Here is a 16,849-nt window from a genome sequence, read left to right on the forward strand (position 1 = left end):
CCCATCAGCTTCCACCATCGACTCCTCCAGCTCGGCTCCACCCCCGCGGACCCCACCACCAAACCAACCCGCCCCCCTCACCAACACCCCACCGTTCCACCAGACGGAACCGGCTCGCGGGTCCCTGTCGCTCCGGTGGAGCGGCAGCCTCATGTCGGGGTTCGCTGGTCACCCATCCCTGCCGCATGGGCTGTGGCCAGGGACCGGCGGAGCCCGGGCCGCCTCGCCTCGAGGTCCGCGATTCCCCGGAGCTTCACCTCCTCGTAGCCGCGGACGAGGTCAGGGAGGGCGGCGAGCGCCGCCGCGTCATCGGCCGTCCCAGCGGACAAGGTCATGATGATCAGGTTGAGGTCGTCCAGGTAGGTGGCAACGAGCCGCCGCTCCGCCTGACGGACCCGCGAGTGCCCGAAGGGATCCAGAACGCTCCCGCGTACTCGTCGCATCCGGTACAGGATCTCCAAGCCCGGCTTCGCCCACAGGCCGATGCCGATCTTCCGCTGCATCCCGAGGGACCGCAGCACCGGCGGGTGGAGAAGGATGCGCACGTTGGAGGCATCGGGGAACTCCTCCCTGACCGACGCAAGCCACGCCGGGTCCGCGTAGAGCCGGGCGACCTCGTACTCGTCTTTGTAGGCCAGCACCTTGTGCAGGTTCTCGGCGGCCAACCGCGTAATGGTTCCGGTCCCGTCGATCCCTCGTTCAGCGCGCCACACCTGTACCACCTTGCCTGCATAGCGTCGTGCGAGGCGCTGGTCCTGGTAGCCGACGAGGTCCCTGGCCCGATGTGCCACCAGCTCGGCCACGTCCGACGGCAGCTCCGCTTCGGCGAGGGTGGCTCGGGTCGACCTCGCCATCTGCGGGCCGGACCGGGAGACGGCCGAAGCAGGTGCCGTCGCGGGGACCTTCGCACCGTCGAGCGACGCCTGCACCGCAGCCGGGGCTGACACGACTGCCCGCCCCCACGCCACTGCGTCCCGGTTGTCCTGCACCGCGGTGCCGTTCAGCTCGATCGCACGGTCGAGGGACGACGGTGAGACGGGCAGCACGCCAGCTTGGAGGGCGGCGCCGATGACCACCATGTTGGTGTACAGATGGGACCCGAGGAGATGTTCGGCGATCTCCGCGGCGTCCAGGTACACGTTGTCGGTTGCGCGGGTCCGCTCATCGATCCTTTGACGCAGCTGGGCCAGGGGAGGGGTGGTGGTCCGGGCGTCGGCGACCATCTCGCCCGTCGGACTCACGCGGGTGGAGACGACCGCCACCGTCCGTTGCGGACTGGCCATCGCGAGGGTGCTCGCCTGGGTCCCGACGATCGGGTCCAGGACGATGAGGGCATCCGTGGTCGATGCGGTCACGCGTGGGCTCGCGGTCGGCTCGGCCCCCTCGAGCACCCGAAGGTGGGACACGACAGGCCCGGCCTTCTGCGACAGGCCAGTCTGATCCAGCCCCACGACCCGGCGCCCGTCGAGCTGCGCCGCCATGGCGAGCACCTGGTTGACGGTGACCACTCCGGTTCCCCCGATCCCGGCCAGAAGGGTGCCGTGCGCCCCTGTCGGCGTCGGGGGCGGGTCCGGGAGGGCAGGTGGACGTTGGCGGACACGGGTGCGGTTGGCCACACCTCCCGCTGCCGCGTCCCCGACCTGCACCGTCACGAAGGACGGACAGTCGCCCTCCACGCAGGAGTAGTCGTAGTTGCACGAGGACTGATGGATTTGCGTTCGTCGACCGAACGGGGTCTCCACGGGCTGGACCGAGAGGCAGTTGCTCTTCGCTCCGCAGTCGCCACACCCCTCGCAGACCCGCTCGTTGATCATGACCCTCGTGGTCGGTGTCGCCGCGATGCCACGCCTGCGGTCGCGTCGCGCCTCGGCCGCGCACTCCTGGTCGTAGATGAGGACGGTCACCCCCGGCGTGCCCTGGAGCCGTCGTTGAACCGCGTCGAGTTCCTCACGATCGTGCAGGGATGCCGCGCCCGGCAGGGGGCCCACGGCCCGCACCCGGGCCGGATCATCGGCCACGACCGCGACCTGGACGACCCCCTCGGCGTGCAGCGCCGCGACGATGTCGTGCAACGGGCGGCCCCCGACCGCGTCCTGTCCGCCCGTCATGGCGACCGCGCCGTTGTGGAGCAGCTTGTAGGTCATCGACACGCCGGATGCCACGGCGGCCCTGATCGCCAGCGAGCCGGAGTGGAAGAAGGTGCCGTCGCCGAGGTTCTGGAAGTGGTGGCGTTCACGGGCGAAGGGGGCCATCCCGATCCACTGGGCCCCCTCGCCACCCATCTGGGTGATGGTGTCGGCGGTTCGGCGGTCGTCGCCGGACATCTGCACCATCGCGTGACACCCGATCCCGGCACCCACCGAGGAGCCGTCCGGGACGACCGTGGAACGGTTGTGGGGGCAGCCGGAGCAGAACCACGGACCACGCGTGCTCGCCGTCCTGGTCAGCAACGGCAGGGCCGCCCTCGGCAACACCCCGGTCGGTTCCGAGCCGACGAGGGGCGGAGAGGTGGTCCGCGCGGCACCGGCATCGGGCACCGCCTGAGGGAAGTGCGGCAGCCGCGTCGGCCCTAGTCGATCTCGAACGGGGGCGAGCAGACGGCCGACCGTGAGCTCCCCGTCGACGGGGATGAGTTCGTGCCCCCGCTCGTCCTCCTGTCCCACGATCCGGGGTTGGAGGTCGGTTCCGTAGAGGATGCGACGGATGGCGTATTCCAGGAACGGCCGCTTCTCCTCCACGACGACGATGTCGGACAGTCCGCGGGAGAACCGCCGGACGACGTCGGGGTCCAACGGGTAGGGCATGCCGATCCTGAGCAGCCGAACTCCGGCCTGCTCGAGGTCTCGCCGCGTGGTGAGGCCCAGCTCACGCAGCGTCTCCCGCAGGTCGAGGTAGGTCTTGCCGGTGGCGACGAACCCGATCGAGGCCTCGCCCAGCGCTCCTTCGACCTGGTTGAGGTCGTTGGCGGCCGCGTAGCGCTGCGCCGCGATCAGGCGCCCACGGAGGACCTGGCGCTCTGCGGCGACGCTCTCGGGGGGCGTCGTCCTCGCGATCCGGGCCTGCCAGGGCTGGCCGTCGATGTCCAGCGTCGGCAGCCGTGGCGCCACGGCCGATACGGCATCGAGGTCCACGCTCCCGAAGCCATCGGCGACATCGGTCACGATCTTCATGCCGGTCCATGCCCCGCTGAAACGTGACAGGGCGACGGCGTGCAGGCCCATGGTCAGCACGTCCTGGGCCCCGGAGGGGACCAGCACGGGGACGCTCAGGTCGGCAAGGGTGGACTCGCTGGCCGATGGGATGGTTGAGGACTTGCAGGCCGGATCGTCCCCGACCAGCAGGACGGCTCCTCCGGACGGCGGCACACCCATGGTGTTGGCGTGCCGGATGGCATCGCCCGCCCGGTCCAGCCCCGGCGCCTTCCCATACCACAGGCCCACGATCCCATCGAGCCCTTCGGGGTCACGCACCTGCTGGCTTCCCCAGACCGCCGTGGCGGCAAGCTCCTCGTTGACCGCTGGCCGGTGGTGGACCGCGTGGGCGACGAGACGCTCACCCTCTCGGGCCAAGGCGGTGTCGTAGCCCCCGAGCGGAGACCCCTCGTAGCCGCTGACGAAGGTGGCGGTCCGCCGCCCGTCACGGGCTTCCTGCCGATGGATCTGCATCGGCAGGCGCACGAGGGCGGCGATGCCGCCGAGCACCGCGACCCCGCTGTCCCGGTCGAACCGGCTAGCAAGGTCCAGCGCGTCGCGGCCCATGGGTTCAGCTGGCAAGGAGGAAGTCGAGCACCGCCTGATCGAAGGTCTCGGGGTCCTCCCACTGCGGCCAGTGGGCGGTGTCGTCGATGACGACGAGCTCGGCATCCGGGGTCAGCTCCGCCGCCCGTGCGGCGCTGCGGACGGAGGAGCCAGGGTTGTACTCGCCCCACAGGTACAGGGTCGGGACGCTGATCGACTTGAGCCGCTCCTCGGTGAGGCTGTACTCCACCCGCGCCGGCGAGTCGTAGGGCAGCATGTGGTGCAGCCGCGACACGACCGCCTTCATCTCAGGCCGCTCGTACAGCCGGAGCCGCAGCTCCACCAGCTCATCGGTGCAGTCGTTGGGATCGTGGAACAGCAGCTCGAGCCGCTTGCGGACGTTCTCCCGGGTCAGCTCCTTGAGGGACTGGCTCTTGCTGACCATGTTGCGGCGCTCCTCCGCCTCCTGGGGGTCCTCACCCTCTGGCCAGCGGAACACGCCGCCCGTGCAGTTGATCAGCTTGTCGATCCGTTCGGGTGTCTCCAGGGCCAGCCACGAGGCGACCCATCCGCCCAGGGACTCACCCAGGAAGTGCGCTTGACGGACACCCATGCCGTCCATGAGGTCACGGAGGTGGCGGGTGTAGTCGGTGATGACGTAGGGGATGTCGGGCTTGGCGGTGAGACCGTGCCCGATCATGTCCACCGACACCACGTGGAAGTGTTCCCCGAGGCGCCGCATGTTCCGGGCGAACGCCTCCACGTGGCCACCGGTGCCATGGAGGAGGAACAGGACTGGGCCCTTTCCTTGGCCCACCTCGAGCGTCCGCGTCCTGACGCCGCCGGCGTCGCGGAAGCGAACCTCGCACCCCACGGTCTCGTTCCACAGCGTCGCGGTCTTCGGCATCGGATCTCCTTCGGCGAGGGCAAGATTGCGGAGTGCGATGTTCCGTCCAGCCCTCGCCACGATCAATGGCCCGATTCCGCTGGACGAAACAGCCATCGGCGGCCGATCACGCTGAGGGCGGACGCCGGATCCCCACGGAGCCCCGAAGTTCTTTCAGCGATACCGCCCTCCCGCTCTGGGGAAGGGCAGGAATGATTCGACGATGTCAATGTGGTCTGACCGAGGGGCCGCGTGGGATGCCCAGGCCCTGAGGGCGTACCTGGTGAGTCGGCGGAGCCTCCGCAGCACGCAACGGGGGGTCGAACCCGACCGTGCCCGCGCAGTCACCCATAGCTCGACCTTGCGGACACCCGTGCGGTCCTGGAGTTCTCGGAGGCGGACGGCCACGACGATCTCGCCGCCGGCCCGCGCCGCGAGGACGACCTGGAGGAGTGCAGGGCTCCGGACGCGTCGGACGATCCGGACCGGGAGGGACCGGCCGTGCCCGAGGCCCAGCACCGAAGTACCCCCCTGGCCCGGCACCAGCTTGCGTCTGGGGAGCCATGCGCCGATGCCACCCGCGAGGGTCAACTCAGACATCGCGTGGTCGAGGTCGTCAGGACGGGTCACCTGTTCGTCCCAGTCGTTGGCGACCAGATTCAGACGAGTCTGACGCACAGCCCAGTACGCCCAGGAGGACGTTGCGGCCAACCCGGGGAGGAGGAGCAACGGCAGGCCCAGGAGTGTGAGGCCGAGGATGAACCGCTCGAGAAGGGGGGTCATGTACTCCCCGAGCGTCGTCAGCGGCCACCACAGGTGCGTCGACGAGGGGGGCACGGGTCAGGTCCCCAGCTCCGCCTGGATGCGGGTGAGCCCGCGGCTCGTGACCCGATCGATGATGGCAAGGAGTCGCACCCCAGGTCGTTGGTCGGGGACCTCCACGTGAATCCGCACCTCGGTCCCGAAGTGCCCGAGGGGCAGGATCAGTGTCTGGACCGACAGGAAGGCCTCGAGTGGTGGTCTCGTCCCGTGGAACATCAGCGCATCACCGTCAGGACTCCACTGCGTCGTCCCAGACAGGGTGGCCTCGACCCCGGGGAGGTGGAGCGAGACGGCGTCCTCGCCTTCCGCACAGTGTCCCACCCCGAACCAGTCGGCCACGATGGCCGCATCCGCGAGGTAGGGCATGACCTGCGCCTTGGTGGTGTTCAGGATGGCGCGGTGATCCAGCTCGAGCGGTGGACGGTCAGGGCGGGCCCGCCGGTGACACCTCAACGCCAGGTGCCGGTCGCCTTCGGACCATGTCCGTCCGTCCATAGATAGTTGTATCGTACATGTAGCTTGTGATGTCGTCGAGCACCTTCCGCCCATGTCCATTCAAAAAGGTCTGCTGTGACTCAGTTGCTCAACGCGCTGGCGTACCTTGTCCAACACCGCCCGCGCTCGCTTGTCGTCGTCGTCGGTGTGATCACCGTCGTACTTGGAGTGTTCGCCACGCAGCAACAGGCGCAGGTGGACATCACCGCGTTCGCACCCGAGACCGACCTGGCGGCCGCGTTCGCACGTGTCCAGGATGACTTCGCCACCACGGGTGCCACGGTCCAGGTGATCATCGACGCCGACGACGGAGGGGACGTCTTGAGCCCCGACGGCCTGCAGGTGGCCCAGCAGATCACCGACGCCGCCACCGCGTCGCCGACGGTCGCCCCCCTTCTGGCGGAGCCGGGCGGGCTGGGACCGCCCGTGATCTCCTTCGCGAGCGGCCTGCTGGGCGCCCTTGAGCAGCAGGGGCTCGACCCTTCCTCGGTTCCCCCGAACGAGCTGGACAGCCTTTCGACGCAGGTCTTCGCAAGCCCCGACGGCGCCCAGCTGGCGGGTCTGCTGAGCCGCGACCGAGACCTGGAAGCTGGTTCGGCTCGTGCTGGGATCGTGCTGATCCAGCTGGATGCCACGTCGAGCGAGTCCGCGCAGAGGGCCGCAGGCGTCGCCCTCCGCGACCTCCTCGAGGATCTGACCTTCCCGGACGGGATGGAGGTGCTCGCATTCAGCCAGGGCATCCTCTTCGCCGAGCTGGAGAGCGGCCTCCAGGACCAGCTGCCGTTCCTGCTCGGGCTCAGCCTGCTCCTCATCGTGCTGATCCTGGGCCTCATCTACCGCTCCGTCAGCGACGTGGTCCTCGGGTTGGCCGGGCTGGTGTTGACCGTGGTGTGGATGTACGGGTTCGGAGTGCTCCTGGGTCCGGATTACCTCGGGATCACGGGGGCGTTCAGCCAGATCTCAATCGTCATCCCCGTGCTGCTCGTCGGGTTGGGTGTGGACTACGCGATCCATCTGACATCCCGCTACCGGGAGGAACTCGCCGAGGGTGCCGGGGTCGACGAGGCGGCGCGCATGGCGGTGGTCTCCGTTGGGGGAGCGCTCGTCCTCGCCACGGCCACCACGATAATCGGGTTCGTCACCAACTGGTTCACCCCGCTGCCGCCGATCAGGGACTTCGGCCTGTTCACGGCCTTCGGGGTGTTGTCGGCCTTCGTGGTGATGGCGACTCTCGTCCCTGCAACTCGACACCTGCTCGATCGCCGACGGACCAGCACCGTCAACTCCAGCGTGGCCGCTCGAGGGGGGAGGGGGCAGGGGCCGCTGGCCCTCAGCCGGGGAATGGCCCGCCTTGCCGTCCTGACCGAGCGTGCCCCCGGTGTCACGCTTTGCGTCGCGGCCCTCGTGACCGCGGTTGCGGCCGTCGGCGCCAGCCAGCTGTCGACCTCCTTCAGCCAGGATGACTTCATCCCTGAGGGGTCCTATGCCGATGTCGTCCTTGCCCGCGCGGAGATGCTCTTCGGTGGTGACCTCACCGAGCAGACCCACGTGCTGGTGGAGGGGGACTTCACCGACCCGGAGGTCGCCAACGCGGTCCTCGCCGCAGAGCTGGCGATCGACGAGGTCGACCCCACGCTCATCCGGCGGGGGCTGGAAGGTGCCCAGGTCAGCTCCGCGCCCGGCGTCGTGGCACGCCTCGCTGGGCGAGCCGCAGCGGCTGGAGCTGGTCCCAGCTCGACGACGGACGGCGGAGACACGGCGGCGCTCCAGGCTGCACTGCGCGGGAACGGGTGGGTCGATGGCGCGTTCGCCGCCGACGCCGACATGCTCGCCCTCTACCGGCTCGTGGAGGAGACCGCACCAGGCGAGATCGAACGGCTGCTGGCCGATGACGCACAGGCCGGACTGCTGACCCTGTCGTCCACCGCTGGTGAGGACGACGTCGACGAGCTCGTCGAGGCCCTGCAGCCGGCGCTCGAACTCCTTGGGCCCACCACGGAGGACGTCGTCGTGGTCAGCGAGCAGATGGTGATCGCCGAGGTGATCAACGCCATGACCGCCTCCCAGGTCCGCTCCATCCTGATCACCTTGGTCGCCGCGCTCGTGCTGCTCACGGGGTACTACGGCATGGTGAATCGGCGTCCGCTGCTCGGACCGATCACCATGGTCCCGTCGGTGCTGTCGGTGTCCTGGGTCCTCGGGTCGATGTACCTGCTCGGGCTGAGCTTCAATGTCCTGACCAGCACGGTGGCCGCCTTGGCGATCGGAATCGGCGTCCCCTACGGTATCCACATCACGCATCGCTTCACCGAGGATCGTGAGCTGGCCACGTCCACCGAGGAAGCCATGCGGTCGACAGTCATGCACACCGGCGGGGCGCTCGCGGCCTCGGCCGCGACGACGGCGGTCGGGTTCGGCGTGCTGGTGTTCAGCGAGCTCATCCCGATCCAGCAGTTCGGAGGGGTGACGGCGTTGACCATCGTCTTCGCGTTGGCGGGGTCAGTGCTCGTCCAGCCGTCGCTCCTGGCCGTCTGGGACCGGCGGCAGCGGCGGAAGTCGCCCCATCGCCCGCTCGTGGAGGCCAGCCCCTGATGGCTGCCACCGAGGTGTCCCAGACGGTCGAGTCGGTCGGCCACAACCTGGATGAAGTGGTACGACATGTGCGCCTTCCAGGAGCTGACGAGCTCGAGTCGGAGACCGGGTTCCGGATCGACGCCGCCGGGGCGGTCATCCTCGCCCGGCTGAGCGGCCAGGCCCCGACGCGGCTGACCGACCTGGCCGACTCATTGGGGCTCGCCCCATCGACGATCAGCCGCCAGCTACCGCCCCTCGAATCGCAGGGGCTGGTGGTCCGACAGGCCGATCCGACCGACGGGCGAGCCTCGCTCCTCTGTCTCACCCACAAGGGCCAGGACGCGGCCCAGCGAATCTCAAGGTACCGGACCCGCCGCGTCGCTCACCTGCTCCATGACTGGTCTGACTCCGACATCGAACAACTCGCCATGCTGCTCGACCGCTTCGTCCGCGGGCTTCCTCGTCGCCGTTGACACCCGCGGACTGACGACCCTCACCCACTCGCCCCATCGCGCGAACGAGCCAGCGGGCTGATCACCGCATGCACCGGAGGGGGACCCTCGGTCCCGGCCAGCAGGTCCAAGGCCGTCCGCAGTCCCTCCAACGGGAGCACAGGTCCGGTGAGGACCTCGTGGCCAGGTCCCCCTCGCGAAAGGAGGCCGAGGGCTGCAGGGACCGCCCAGGACTCCCTTGCGTTGACACCGAGCATGGACCGCTCACCAAGGACCATCGCATCGACATCGAGGCCATCCAACCGGCGGCCGCGCTTCACCCCGGCGAGTATCACCCGCCCACCCATGTCGCTGACCGACACCGCATCGCGCACGACCTCGGCAGACCGCGGCGTGACGTCGACAACGACATCGGCACCTCCGCCGGTCATGTGCCGGACATCCTCGCGCCATCGTCCGTCCGGGTCGACCGTTACCGAGGTGGCACCAAGTCGCTCCGCCAGCTCCAGACGCGTCCGGTCAGTATGGAGGCCGCAGACGATCACCTGGCCTGCGCCGAGCTCCTTGGCGGCTAGTGCGGTGCCCAAGCCGTGCTGGCCTGGGCCAATCACGACCACACGTTCGCCGGGACGGAGCCCCGCGCGTGACCGTAGCCAGGAGAGCCCGTTGGAGACGGGGATGAACCAGGTCGCGCGTTCGTCGTCCAACCCTTCGGGCACCCGATGCGCGACTGCGTTCGGGGGGACGAGGACCATCTCGGCGTAGCCACCCAGATGGGCCCCGCCGCCACTCAGGGGGGTCCCGCCGAACCGGCGACCGCGGCCACAGAGCCGGTGCCGCCCATCCTGGCAGACGGCACAGGTCCCGCAGGGGATGGCCTCTTCCAGGACGACTCGATCACCGACCCGCAGGCCCCGCCGAACGGATGCGGAAGGGCCGATCTCGACCACACGCCCCACGATCTCGTGGCCGGCGACCAGCGGGAATCCCGCCCCTTCCTTCTCGCCGCCGAACAAGGCAAGGTCGCTGCCGCAGACCCCGCACGCGGTCACCTCGATGAGCACGTCGCCCTCGCCGATGTCCGGGCGGGGCTGGGTCCGCATCACGACCTCGCCCGGCGCTGTGAAGAGCGCGGCCAGGTAGTCAGTCGTCGTAATCACGTCCCGGCTCCATTCCAAGGAAGGTCTGTGCTGTCCCGACGCGGATGGCGTAGGTGTCGGCAGGACTGAGCCCCGCCTCGTCGACGGTCCACCCAGGCCGGTCGGAGATGAACGGTGCGTCAGTGCCCACGACCATGGTGCCTGCACCAAGCGTCATGCAATGTTCCCTGACGGCCCGAGGCGAGAAGGTCAGGCAGTCCACGAACATTCGCCGGGCCGTCTGCATCGGCGGTTCGTTCAGGCTCGCACGAACTGAGTCCCGCGTATGGTGGAAGTGGGCGAGCCGGTTCAGGCTGGTCCACAGGGCCCCACCGCCGTGCGTGGCGCAAACGCGCAGGCTCCGGTGACGGGCAAGGGTTCCTGAGGTGATCAGCGAGGTGGCCGCTGCGCCGATCTCCAGGGGGAAGGCGGCGTGGGAGGTCAGCTCGCCGCTTGGGAACCATTGGGCGGACAGGGGGCTCACGGGGTGGAGCAGCACCGGCAGGTCCGCGCGGTCGATCGCCCCCCACATGTCGTCGAGGGCCGGATCGGTGATGGGCACGCCCGCGACGTTGGTTCCCAGCTGCACTCCGTGCAGCCCCGATCCCTTGATGTTCACGAGCACCTCGAGGGCACGGTCGAGGTCCTGCAACGGAATGGTGCCGAAGCCGCGGAAGCGGGTGGGATGTTGCGCGACGGCATCGGCGATCCACGCGTTGACCGACCGTGCCATCTCCTCGGACTGGACGGGTGATGCCGCATAGGCCATGAGCATGGGCATCGGCGAGAGCACCTGCAGGTCCACGCCCTGGGCATCCATCCAGGCCAGGCGCTCATCGAGGTCCCAGCAGGTCGAGGGCACCCGTCGGCGGGCAGGACCTGCCCCGAGGGAGACCTCGGCAACGGCTCCGGTGCGTCTGACCCACGGGAGTCCCGGGTCACGATGGGCCTCGGGGAAGACCCCGAGGGGGACCACGTGGCTGTGGACGTCGATCAGGTCAGTCATCCTGCACGGCGTGGAAGGCCGCGACGACCTTGGAGGAGTTGAAGATGTGGGTCTCCTCGAAGGCGCTCCACTCCAACGCGGCTCCAGCCCGCTCCATCGCACCCGCGAGTGCGAACCAGTTGAGCAGCTCCTGCTGACCGGAGTCCTCGATCTCGTCAACAGTTGTCCGCCGCCACCGCTCCCAGTCCCCGGCCACCATGGCCTCGTACAGCTCCCGGTCCGCCGCGATGTCGGGGAACCGGCGGTAGGTCTTGTCCACGAGGAACGCGTGCGACCATGAGGAGGAGGCCACCACGGCCACTCGCCGGGAGCTGGCCAGGATGGCGTCGGCGACCGCCGCACCCATCTGCATGCAGCGTGAAGGGCTGGGACTACGAGGGTCCGTAGCTTTGCGGGCATCGGCAAGCCGGCTGACGCTGCCCTTGTAGGAGATCACACGGCGTCCGTAGCAGTTGATCTGGAACGGCAGCACCGGGTATCCGAACCCCTCACGACGATGATCCATGAACAACACGGCGTTGATGAACGCATGTGGCAGGTCGGGGTGGTGGGCCGGACGATACGCGTAGGCGACATCGATGTCGCGGGCCAGGAGTGCATCGGCGAGTTCGACGCCGAACTCGTGGTCGATGGTCACATCGATGGCGGTCTCTGCGTCCTCGCCCCAGATGTTCTCCCCACCCTTGTGCGCCCAGGGCTGGGCGCGCATGTTGTCGTCGTACGCAAGCACACAGAACGCCGGGATCATGTCCTCGGTGAAGTTCTCGTACTGGTCGTCCCCCCATATCAGGACGACATCGGGGTTGAACGCCCGCAGTTTGTCGTGCAACCGGTCCACGTGACCGAAGACTGCGGCTCGGTGCGCGGCTGCCGCTGCGGTGCCCCCATCCCGGCCCATTTCGAGGCGGGCGGCCTCTGGCCACGACTCCGGGGCTGCTGCCCCTGCGGGCATGTCCGGGTCCTTCAGGGTCCAGCGGAACAGGTCGGCCATCTTCTCGTCCGGGACGGCGAACCCTGGGTAGTGGGTGAGTCCGAGTCCAAGCAGTGCGCCCATCATCAGGTCCTTTCGTCGAATGTCAGTAGCTGGAGGCTGCAGGGTTGGCGGTATGGTCTGGCGTCTGCTGATGGGAGGGGATGTCCTGCTCCATCAGCTCACGCACGGCATCCCTGACCTGCGACATCGCCATCGGGTCCGTCAGGTCGTACTCGGCGGTCACGAACTCGCCGACGCACCGGGCAGGCCTGGCCATCACGAGGACTCGGTGGGCAACCTCGAAGGCCTCTTGGATGTTGTGGGTCACGATGAGTGCGCTCTGGCTCGCCTGCTCCGCCAGCTCCACGAAGTCACTGCGCAGGGCCGCCGAGGTCACTTCATCCAGCGCGGAGAAGCTCTCATCGAGCAGCACGAGGTCCGGGTCGATGGCGAACGCCCGGGCCAGGGAGACCCGTTGGGCCATGCCGCCCGAGAGCTGCGCCGGGAAGCGATCGACGGCATCCTGCAGGTGCACCCGCTCCAGCCAGTGCGTGGCGCGGGCGAGGCGCTCCCGTCGGTCGACGCCGAGCACCTCCAGACCGAGGGCCACGTTGTCCAGTGCAGTGCGCCAGGGCAGGAGCTGCGGACTCTGGAAGGCCATGGAGAGTCGTCCCTGCATGGCGTCGGCGTCGCGCACCGGGTCGAGGTCGACCACCCGGACCGTGCCGGCCGCAGGGGCGAGGTTGCCCACCACGAGGTTGAGCACCGTGGACTTCCCGGCCCCGGTCCTGCCGAGGACTGCGACACGTTCGCCGGTCCGTACGTCGAAGGAGAGTCCCTCGACCGCCGTCACGTTGCCGAAGCGGACGGTGACATCGATCAAGGAGACCGCGGGGGATGTGGTGTCGGTCCTCATCCGATCGAGTTCTCCGGCCGCCACCGAAGGAGGACGCGTTCGAGCTGGTCCACGGTGGCGAGCATGACGAAGCTGAAGGCGACAAGGACCACCGTCCAGGCGAATATGCGGTCAGTCCGGAAGTTGGCCTGGGCCTCCACGATGGCGCTGCCAACGCCCGACGTGGCAGCGATGACTTCTGCGAACACAATTATCCGGAGGGTGAATGAGGCGATCGACTTCGTGGTCATGATCAGGTGGGACACCGTGTAGGGGATCAGGACCAGTCGCAGCATCTGCCAGCGGGTGGGCCGGAACTGCTGGACGGCATCGACCAGTCCACGGTCAAGCCCCTTCACCGCCTCATACACCGCGATCACATAGAACGGGACCGCCAGGGTGAACGCCACGAAGAAGATCCGTAGCTCGATGCCGCGGAACCACAGCACCGCGAACACCATGATCGACAGGGCCGGCGTGGCCAGCACCAGCCTGAAGAAGGCCTCGCCGAGCCGTCCGATGGTCCTTTGCAGACTCATCAGCAGCCCGATCAACCAACCCCCGAGCATCGCGGCGAGGATCGCGACAGCGAACCTGATGATCGAATCGACCATGTCGCTCCCATACTCGGAGAAGATCTCCACGAGGGAGTTCATAATCTCCGGCACCGGGGGCACGATGTAGGGCGGAAAGACGTAGCTCATCGCTTGCACCGCCACCGTCATGAGGGCCACGACGGCGATCACCGGCCACACCCCGGATCCCGCTGACGTGGGCGAAGGCTCCCCTGCCAGCGTCGCAGCGGACAGGCTCGGGTCGGGGGCATGCTCTGGCGAGTCGCCCCCCGACTGGCGGGCGACGCTGGGCGTGGACGTTCGGTTCATGGGACGCGCTCACTCGGTGAGGCCCTCGTAGAAGCTCTCGGGGACCTCACCACCCTGGTAGGAGTCGTCTTCCCGTCGCATCTCCAGCATGGCCCGGATGTCGGTGGCGATGTCCTCGCCCATGGGCCGCACGTCATAGACGTAGCGCCCGGACTCCACGGCCTCGCGGTAGACCCCCTCCTCGACGCCGATGTGCTCCACGGCGAGACGGTCCAACAGATCGACGTCGGCGTTGAGTGCCTCGGCTGCCTCCTGGAAGGCCAGGAACAGGCACTGCACCGTGGCGGGGTCGGCGCCCTGGTCGTCCCGGAAGGAGAGCACCGTCTGCCACGGCGTCTCGCCGTCGGTGAACTCCGCGAAGTCTGCGTTGGGGTTGTACAGGGGCACGAGGCCGGCTTCAGGATTGGTCACGATTGCGTTGGAGATGCTGACCTCGAACGACGACCCCACGTCAGCAGCCCCGGCCATGACCTGGGCCAACGCGTCGGGCGGGGACTGGGCCCCAACCGTTTCGGCCTGCTCCTCGATGTCGAAGTCGTGGAACTGGCGCAGCGCCGCCCTGATCAGCAGGTACCCTCCGGCACCCTGCAGCACGGCGATGCGGTGACCGGCCAGCACCTCGGGTCCGGTCCACTCGATGTCATCGGTTCCGACCAACCACGTCAGGTTCGCGTTGAACCCACCGAGGATTCGGATCGGAACGCCGTCGGCGGCCATCGCCGCGTGCGCGATGGGATCACCGAGGTTCACGTCGTACCGGCCGGAGACGAACTCCTGGTACATGGTCGTGGGGTTGGTGTTCTCCACCACCTCCAGGTCGATGCCGTAGGCCTCCAGAAGACCGTTCTCCTGGGCGTAGGCGATCATCGGCGCCGACACGGACCGCTCCATTCCACCGAACGTGATCTCGCCGAGAGACACCGAACCTCCGCCACGGGTTGCGCACTCCTCGGCAGTTGTGGGCAGGCCGTCCACCTCTGCCCCGGCTGCCTCCTCACGCTCCGGTCCATCCTGTGCAGGAGGCTCGGCTACGTCCTGGGCCTCGGTCGGGTCCCCCGGCGACTCCCCTTCCGACGCGGCAGCCCCCTCCTCGGCATCGGTGTCGTCTTCGGCTGAGCAACCGGCGAGGGCCAGAATTGCACACAGCACAGCAGCGACGAACCGTAGACGGACACTCGGCTCAGACAGAGTCATCGAACTTTCCTCTCGTGGCGTGGTTGTTGCAGGGTGGGGCTGGATGGGCGACGAGCCGATCACTGCATCGAGCTGCCGCCATTGACGCTGATCACCTGTCCAGTGATGAACGACGCATCGTCCGACAGCAGGAAGGCGACGAGCCCGGCCACCTCGGAGGGGCGGGCGAACCGGCCCATCGGGATGAGGGACATGGCGTGCCGGACCAGGCCATCTGGGTCGCCTTGTGCGAGTCGCTCGTCGGTCCGCTCGGTGTGGATGCCCGCCGGCGCGACGGCGTTCACGAGGACACCGGCCGATGCGTACTCACGTGCGAGTCCGGTGGTGAGGCCATGGACCCCGCCCTTGGCTGCGTTGTAGCCGGCGTGCAGCAGCAACCCGTTGCGCACCGACTCCGCCCCGATGTTGACGACATGGCCGGATCCTTGTGCGCGCATGCGGGGGAGAACGGCGGTGCACATGTTCAAGGTGGTCCACAGGTTGCGCCGCAGTGTCTCGGTCAACGAGTCGACCGTGTGGTCCTCGAACGCGGCGATGATGCCTCCGCCCGCGTTGTTGACGAGACCGTCAATGCGGCCGTGCCGCTGGACCACCTCACCCACGAACGCATCGACGGCAGACGCCTCGGCCAGGTCCGCCGTCGCGAAGCTTGCCCAGACCTGATGAGCAGCAGGAACATCGTCCATCGCGCGGGTGTCGGTGGCGGCGACCACTGCACCTTCAGCCGATAGGCGAGCCACCAGCGCCCGGCCCAGATGGCCAGCCGCCCCCGTGACGATGACGACCCGCCCGTGCAGCGGTCCGGTGGAGTCACCCATCAGAAGATCACACTCACCGCGCCGTTGGGCGCGAGTCGCTGCTGGTCGATCCGGGCATGACGAGCCTTGATCCGCAGGCCCTCGCCGGGCAGGTCCACGAGGTGATAGCGGATGCTGCCGAGGAACGGGTCGGTTTGTTCGTAGCGGTAGCGGTACAGGATCACGTTGACCTGGGCCACGATCTCCTCGTCGGTGGCCTCCACGAGCAGGAAGTTGGTGGCGTAGTGGCGAACCCGGGACCACGGGTACTCCCTATGCGCCCTGGCGCTCTTCAACCGCTCGACGCGCCAGTGGAGTCGCGTGCGGTCATCATCGACGAGCCCCAGCTCGGTCGTGGTGTCTCCCTGCCGGTCGGTGGACGGGATCGTGTAGACCGCATCGTCGGTCAGCAGCTCCCGCCAGTCGTCCAGGCGCCAGTCGTCGATCAGTGACAGCTCGTGGTGGATGAACGCCTCAACCCGGTGGGAAAGGACCATGCGGTCGAGCTCAGCTGGCGATGGCATCGTGGGTCCTCTCCTCCGGCGTCGCGGGGTCCCCCAGCGCTTGGCGGGGTCGGCCGGTCATTCGGTGGTGCCACTCGCGCCACCAGGAGCGCATCTGCAGCTCGCCGTCGCGCTCGGTGGTGCCGTACCCCTTGGAGATGTCGTTGTGGGTGACGCCGCCGGAGGCGAACCCGATCTGGCAGGACTCCAGGGCCTCGGCGTCATCGGGGGTGGCGAACCCGGCCGGTCCCAGGAACTCCAGGAAGCTCTGCAGGCGTCGGTGCAGCGCCGCGCCCTCCTCCTCCACCGGGGCCAGCGCCCAGGCGTCCACCGACATGGTGTCGGGCCCGGTCGGCTGGAAGGTCCGCACCGTCAACGACATGATGTCGTTGACGACCAGGTTGGGGAAGATGACCATGTTGCGCATCGTGTCGGTGATGCGGGTGCCCCGCTCTGTGCCGTGCTGGTCGTGCAGCTGCGCCCGGACCGCGG

Annotated in this window: 14 protein-coding genes; 2 read left to right on the top strand and 12 right to left on the bottom strand. The window is 68.4% G+C overall.

Annotation, left to right across the window (positions count from 1 at the left end; translation table 11 throughout):
- Window positions 1–149: 149 nt before the first annotated feature.
- The 3 genes from CUC05_RS23980 to CUC05_RS23995 all read right to left on the bottom strand — a co-directional run bounded on the left by CUC05_RS23980 (window position 150) and on the right by CUC05_RS23995 (window position 5,811).
- A complete protein-coding gene (locus CUC05_RS23980; protein ID WP_157965966.1) occupies window positions 150–3,773 on the bottom strand; it encodes an indolepyruvate ferredoxin oxidoreductase family protein in 3,624 nt (1,207 codons plus the stop codon).
- Window positions 3,763–4,644 carry an alpha/beta fold hydrolase gene (locus CUC05_RS23985; protein WP_157965967.1) on the bottom strand — a complete coding sequence of 294 codons (882 nt, stop codon included), beginning with the start codon at window positions 4,642–4,644 and terminating at the stop codon, window positions 3,763–3,765. Before CUC05_RS23985 ends, CUC05_RS23980 begins: the two co-directional genes overlap by 11 nt.
- An 819-nt stretch (window positions 4,645–5,463) precedes the next feature.
- Window positions 5,464–5,811 carry a hypothetical protein gene (locus CUC05_RS23995; RefSeq protein WP_157965968.1) on the bottom strand — a complete coding sequence of 116 codons (348 nt, stop codon included), beginning with the start codon at window positions 5,809–5,811 and terminating at the stop codon, window positions 5,464–5,466.
- Window positions 5,812–6,108: 297 nt separating this feature from the next.
- On the opposite strand from CUC05_RS23995, the gene CUC05_RS24000 reads away from it, so the two are divergent.
- Both CUC05_RS24000 and CUC05_RS24005 read left to right on the top strand, forming a co-directional pair.
- The gene (locus CUC05_RS24000; protein ID WP_170128108.1) at window positions 6,109–8,532 is read left to right on the top strand and encodes an efflux RND transporter permease subunit; all 2,424 of its coding nucleotides are present in this window, start codon (window positions 6,109–6,111) and stop codon (window positions 8,530–8,532) included.
- Complete coding sequence (locus tag CUC05_RS24005; protein ID WP_108668686.1) at window positions 8,532–8,987, top strand: MarR family winged helix-turn-helix transcriptional regulator; 456 nt, start codon at window positions 8,532–8,534, stop codon at window positions 8,985–8,987. The genes CUC05_RS24000 and CUC05_RS24005 overlap by 1 nt, the downstream gene beginning before the upstream one ends.
- A 20-nt stretch (window positions 8,988–9,007) precedes the next feature.
- Here CUC05_RS24005 and CUC05_RS24010 read toward each other — a convergent pair whose 3' ends face one another.
- The 9 genes from CUC05_RS24010 to CUC05_RS24050 all read right to left on the bottom strand — a co-directional run.
- Complete coding sequence (locus CUC05_RS24010; RefSeq protein WP_108668687.1) at window positions 9,008–10,126, bottom strand: zinc-dependent alcohol dehydrogenase; 1,119 nt, start codon at window positions 10,124–10,126, stop codon at window positions 9,008–9,010.
- Entirely contained in the window at window positions 10,110–11,111 is a 1,002-nt protein-coding gene (locus tag CUC05_RS24015) for an amidohydrolase family protein (protein WP_108668688.1), read from the bottom strand. The genes CUC05_RS24010 and CUC05_RS24015 overlap by 17 nt, the downstream gene beginning before the upstream one ends.
- Entirely contained in the window at window positions 11,104–12,165 is a 1,062-nt protein-coding gene (locus tag CUC05_RS24020; RefSeq protein WP_108668694.1) for a DODA-type extradiol aromatic ring-opening family dioxygenase, read from the bottom strand. The genes CUC05_RS24015 and CUC05_RS24020 overlap by 8 nt, the downstream gene beginning before the upstream one ends.
- Before the next feature lie 22 nt (window positions 12,166–12,187).
- Complete coding sequence (locus CUC05_RS24025; protein ID WP_108668689.1) at window positions 12,188–13,000, bottom strand: ABC transporter ATP-binding protein; 813 nt, start codon at window positions 12,998–13,000, stop codon at window positions 12,188–12,190.
- The gene (locus tag CUC05_RS24030; protein WP_157965969.1) at window positions 12,997–13,725 is read right to left on the bottom strand and encodes an ABC transporter permease; all 729 of its coding nucleotides are present in this window, start codon (window positions 13,723–13,725) and stop codon (window positions 12,997–12,999) included. Before CUC05_RS24030 ends, CUC05_RS24025 begins: the two co-directional genes overlap by 4 nt.
- 147 nt (window positions 13,726–13,872) lie before the next feature.
- Window positions 13,873–14,742 (bottom strand): ABC transporter substrate-binding protein, encoded by an 870-nt coding sequence (locus CUC05_RS24035; RefSeq protein ID WP_157965970.1) that lies wholly within the window; start codon window positions 14,740–14,742, stop codon window positions 13,873–13,875.
- 374 nt (window positions 14,743–15,116) lie between these two features.
- Window positions 15,117–15,875: an SDR family NAD(P)-dependent oxidoreductase gene (locus CUC05_RS24040; protein ID WP_108668692.1), complete on the bottom strand. Its 759-nt coding sequence runs from the start codon at window positions 15,873–15,875 to the stop codon at window positions 15,117–15,119.
- Window positions 15,875–16,378 carry an aromatic-ring-hydroxylating dioxygenase subunit beta gene (locus CUC05_RS24045; protein ID WP_108668693.1) on the bottom strand — a complete coding sequence of 168 codons (504 nt, stop codon included), beginning with the start codon at window positions 16,376–16,378 and terminating at the stop codon, window positions 15,875–15,877. The genes CUC05_RS24040 and CUC05_RS24045 overlap by 1 nt, the downstream gene beginning before the upstream one ends.
- The coding region (locus CUC05_RS24050; RefSeq protein WP_205712524.1) for an SRPBCC family protein at window positions 16,362–16,849 on the bottom strand (488 nt) is incomplete at its 5' end. The genes CUC05_RS24050 and CUC05_RS24045, both read right to left, overlap by 17 nt.

Source organism: Euzebya rosea (genome assembly GCF_003073135.1).
Taxonomy (GTDB): domain Bacteria; phylum Actinomycetota; class Nitriliruptoria; order Euzebyales; family Euzebyaceae; genus Euzebya; species Euzebya rosea.

What these genes read in the sequence shown, in the direction of transcription:
- CUC05_RS24015 (WP_108668688.1), bottom strand. Translation starts at nt 11,111, where the DNA reads ATGACTGACCTGATCGACGTCCACAGCCACGTGGTCCCCCTCGGGGTC.
- CUC05_RS24045 (WP_108668693.1), bottom strand. Translation starts at nt 16,378, where the DNA reads ATGCCATCGCCAGCTGAGCTCGACCGCATGGTCCTTTCCCACCGGGTT.
- CUC05_RS24020 (WP_108668694.1), bottom strand. Translation starts at nt 12,165, where the DNA reads ATGGGCGCACTGCTTGGACTCGGACTCACCCACTACCCAGGGTTCGCC.
- CUC05_RS24005 (WP_108668686.1), top strand. Translation starts at nt 8,532, where the DNA reads ATGGCTGCCACCGAGGTGTCCCAGACGGTCGAGTCGGTCGGCCACAAC.
- CUC05_RS24025 (WP_108668689.1), bottom strand. Translation starts at nt 13,000, where the DNA reads ATGAGGACCGACACCACATCCCCCGCGGTCTCCTTGATCGATGTCACC.
- CUC05_RS23995 (WP_157965968.1), bottom strand. Translation starts at nt 5,811, where the DNA reads ATGCCCTACCTCGCGGATGCGGCCATCGTGGCCGACTGGTTCGGGGTG.
- CUC05_RS23985 (WP_157965967.1), bottom strand. Translation starts at nt 4,644, where the DNA reads ATGCCGAAGACCGCGACGCTGTGGAACGAGACCGTGGGGTGCGAGGTT.
- CUC05_RS24040 (WP_108668692.1), bottom strand. Translation starts at nt 15,875, where the DNA reads ATGGGTGACTCCACCGGACCGCTGCACGGGCGGGTCGTCATCGTCACG.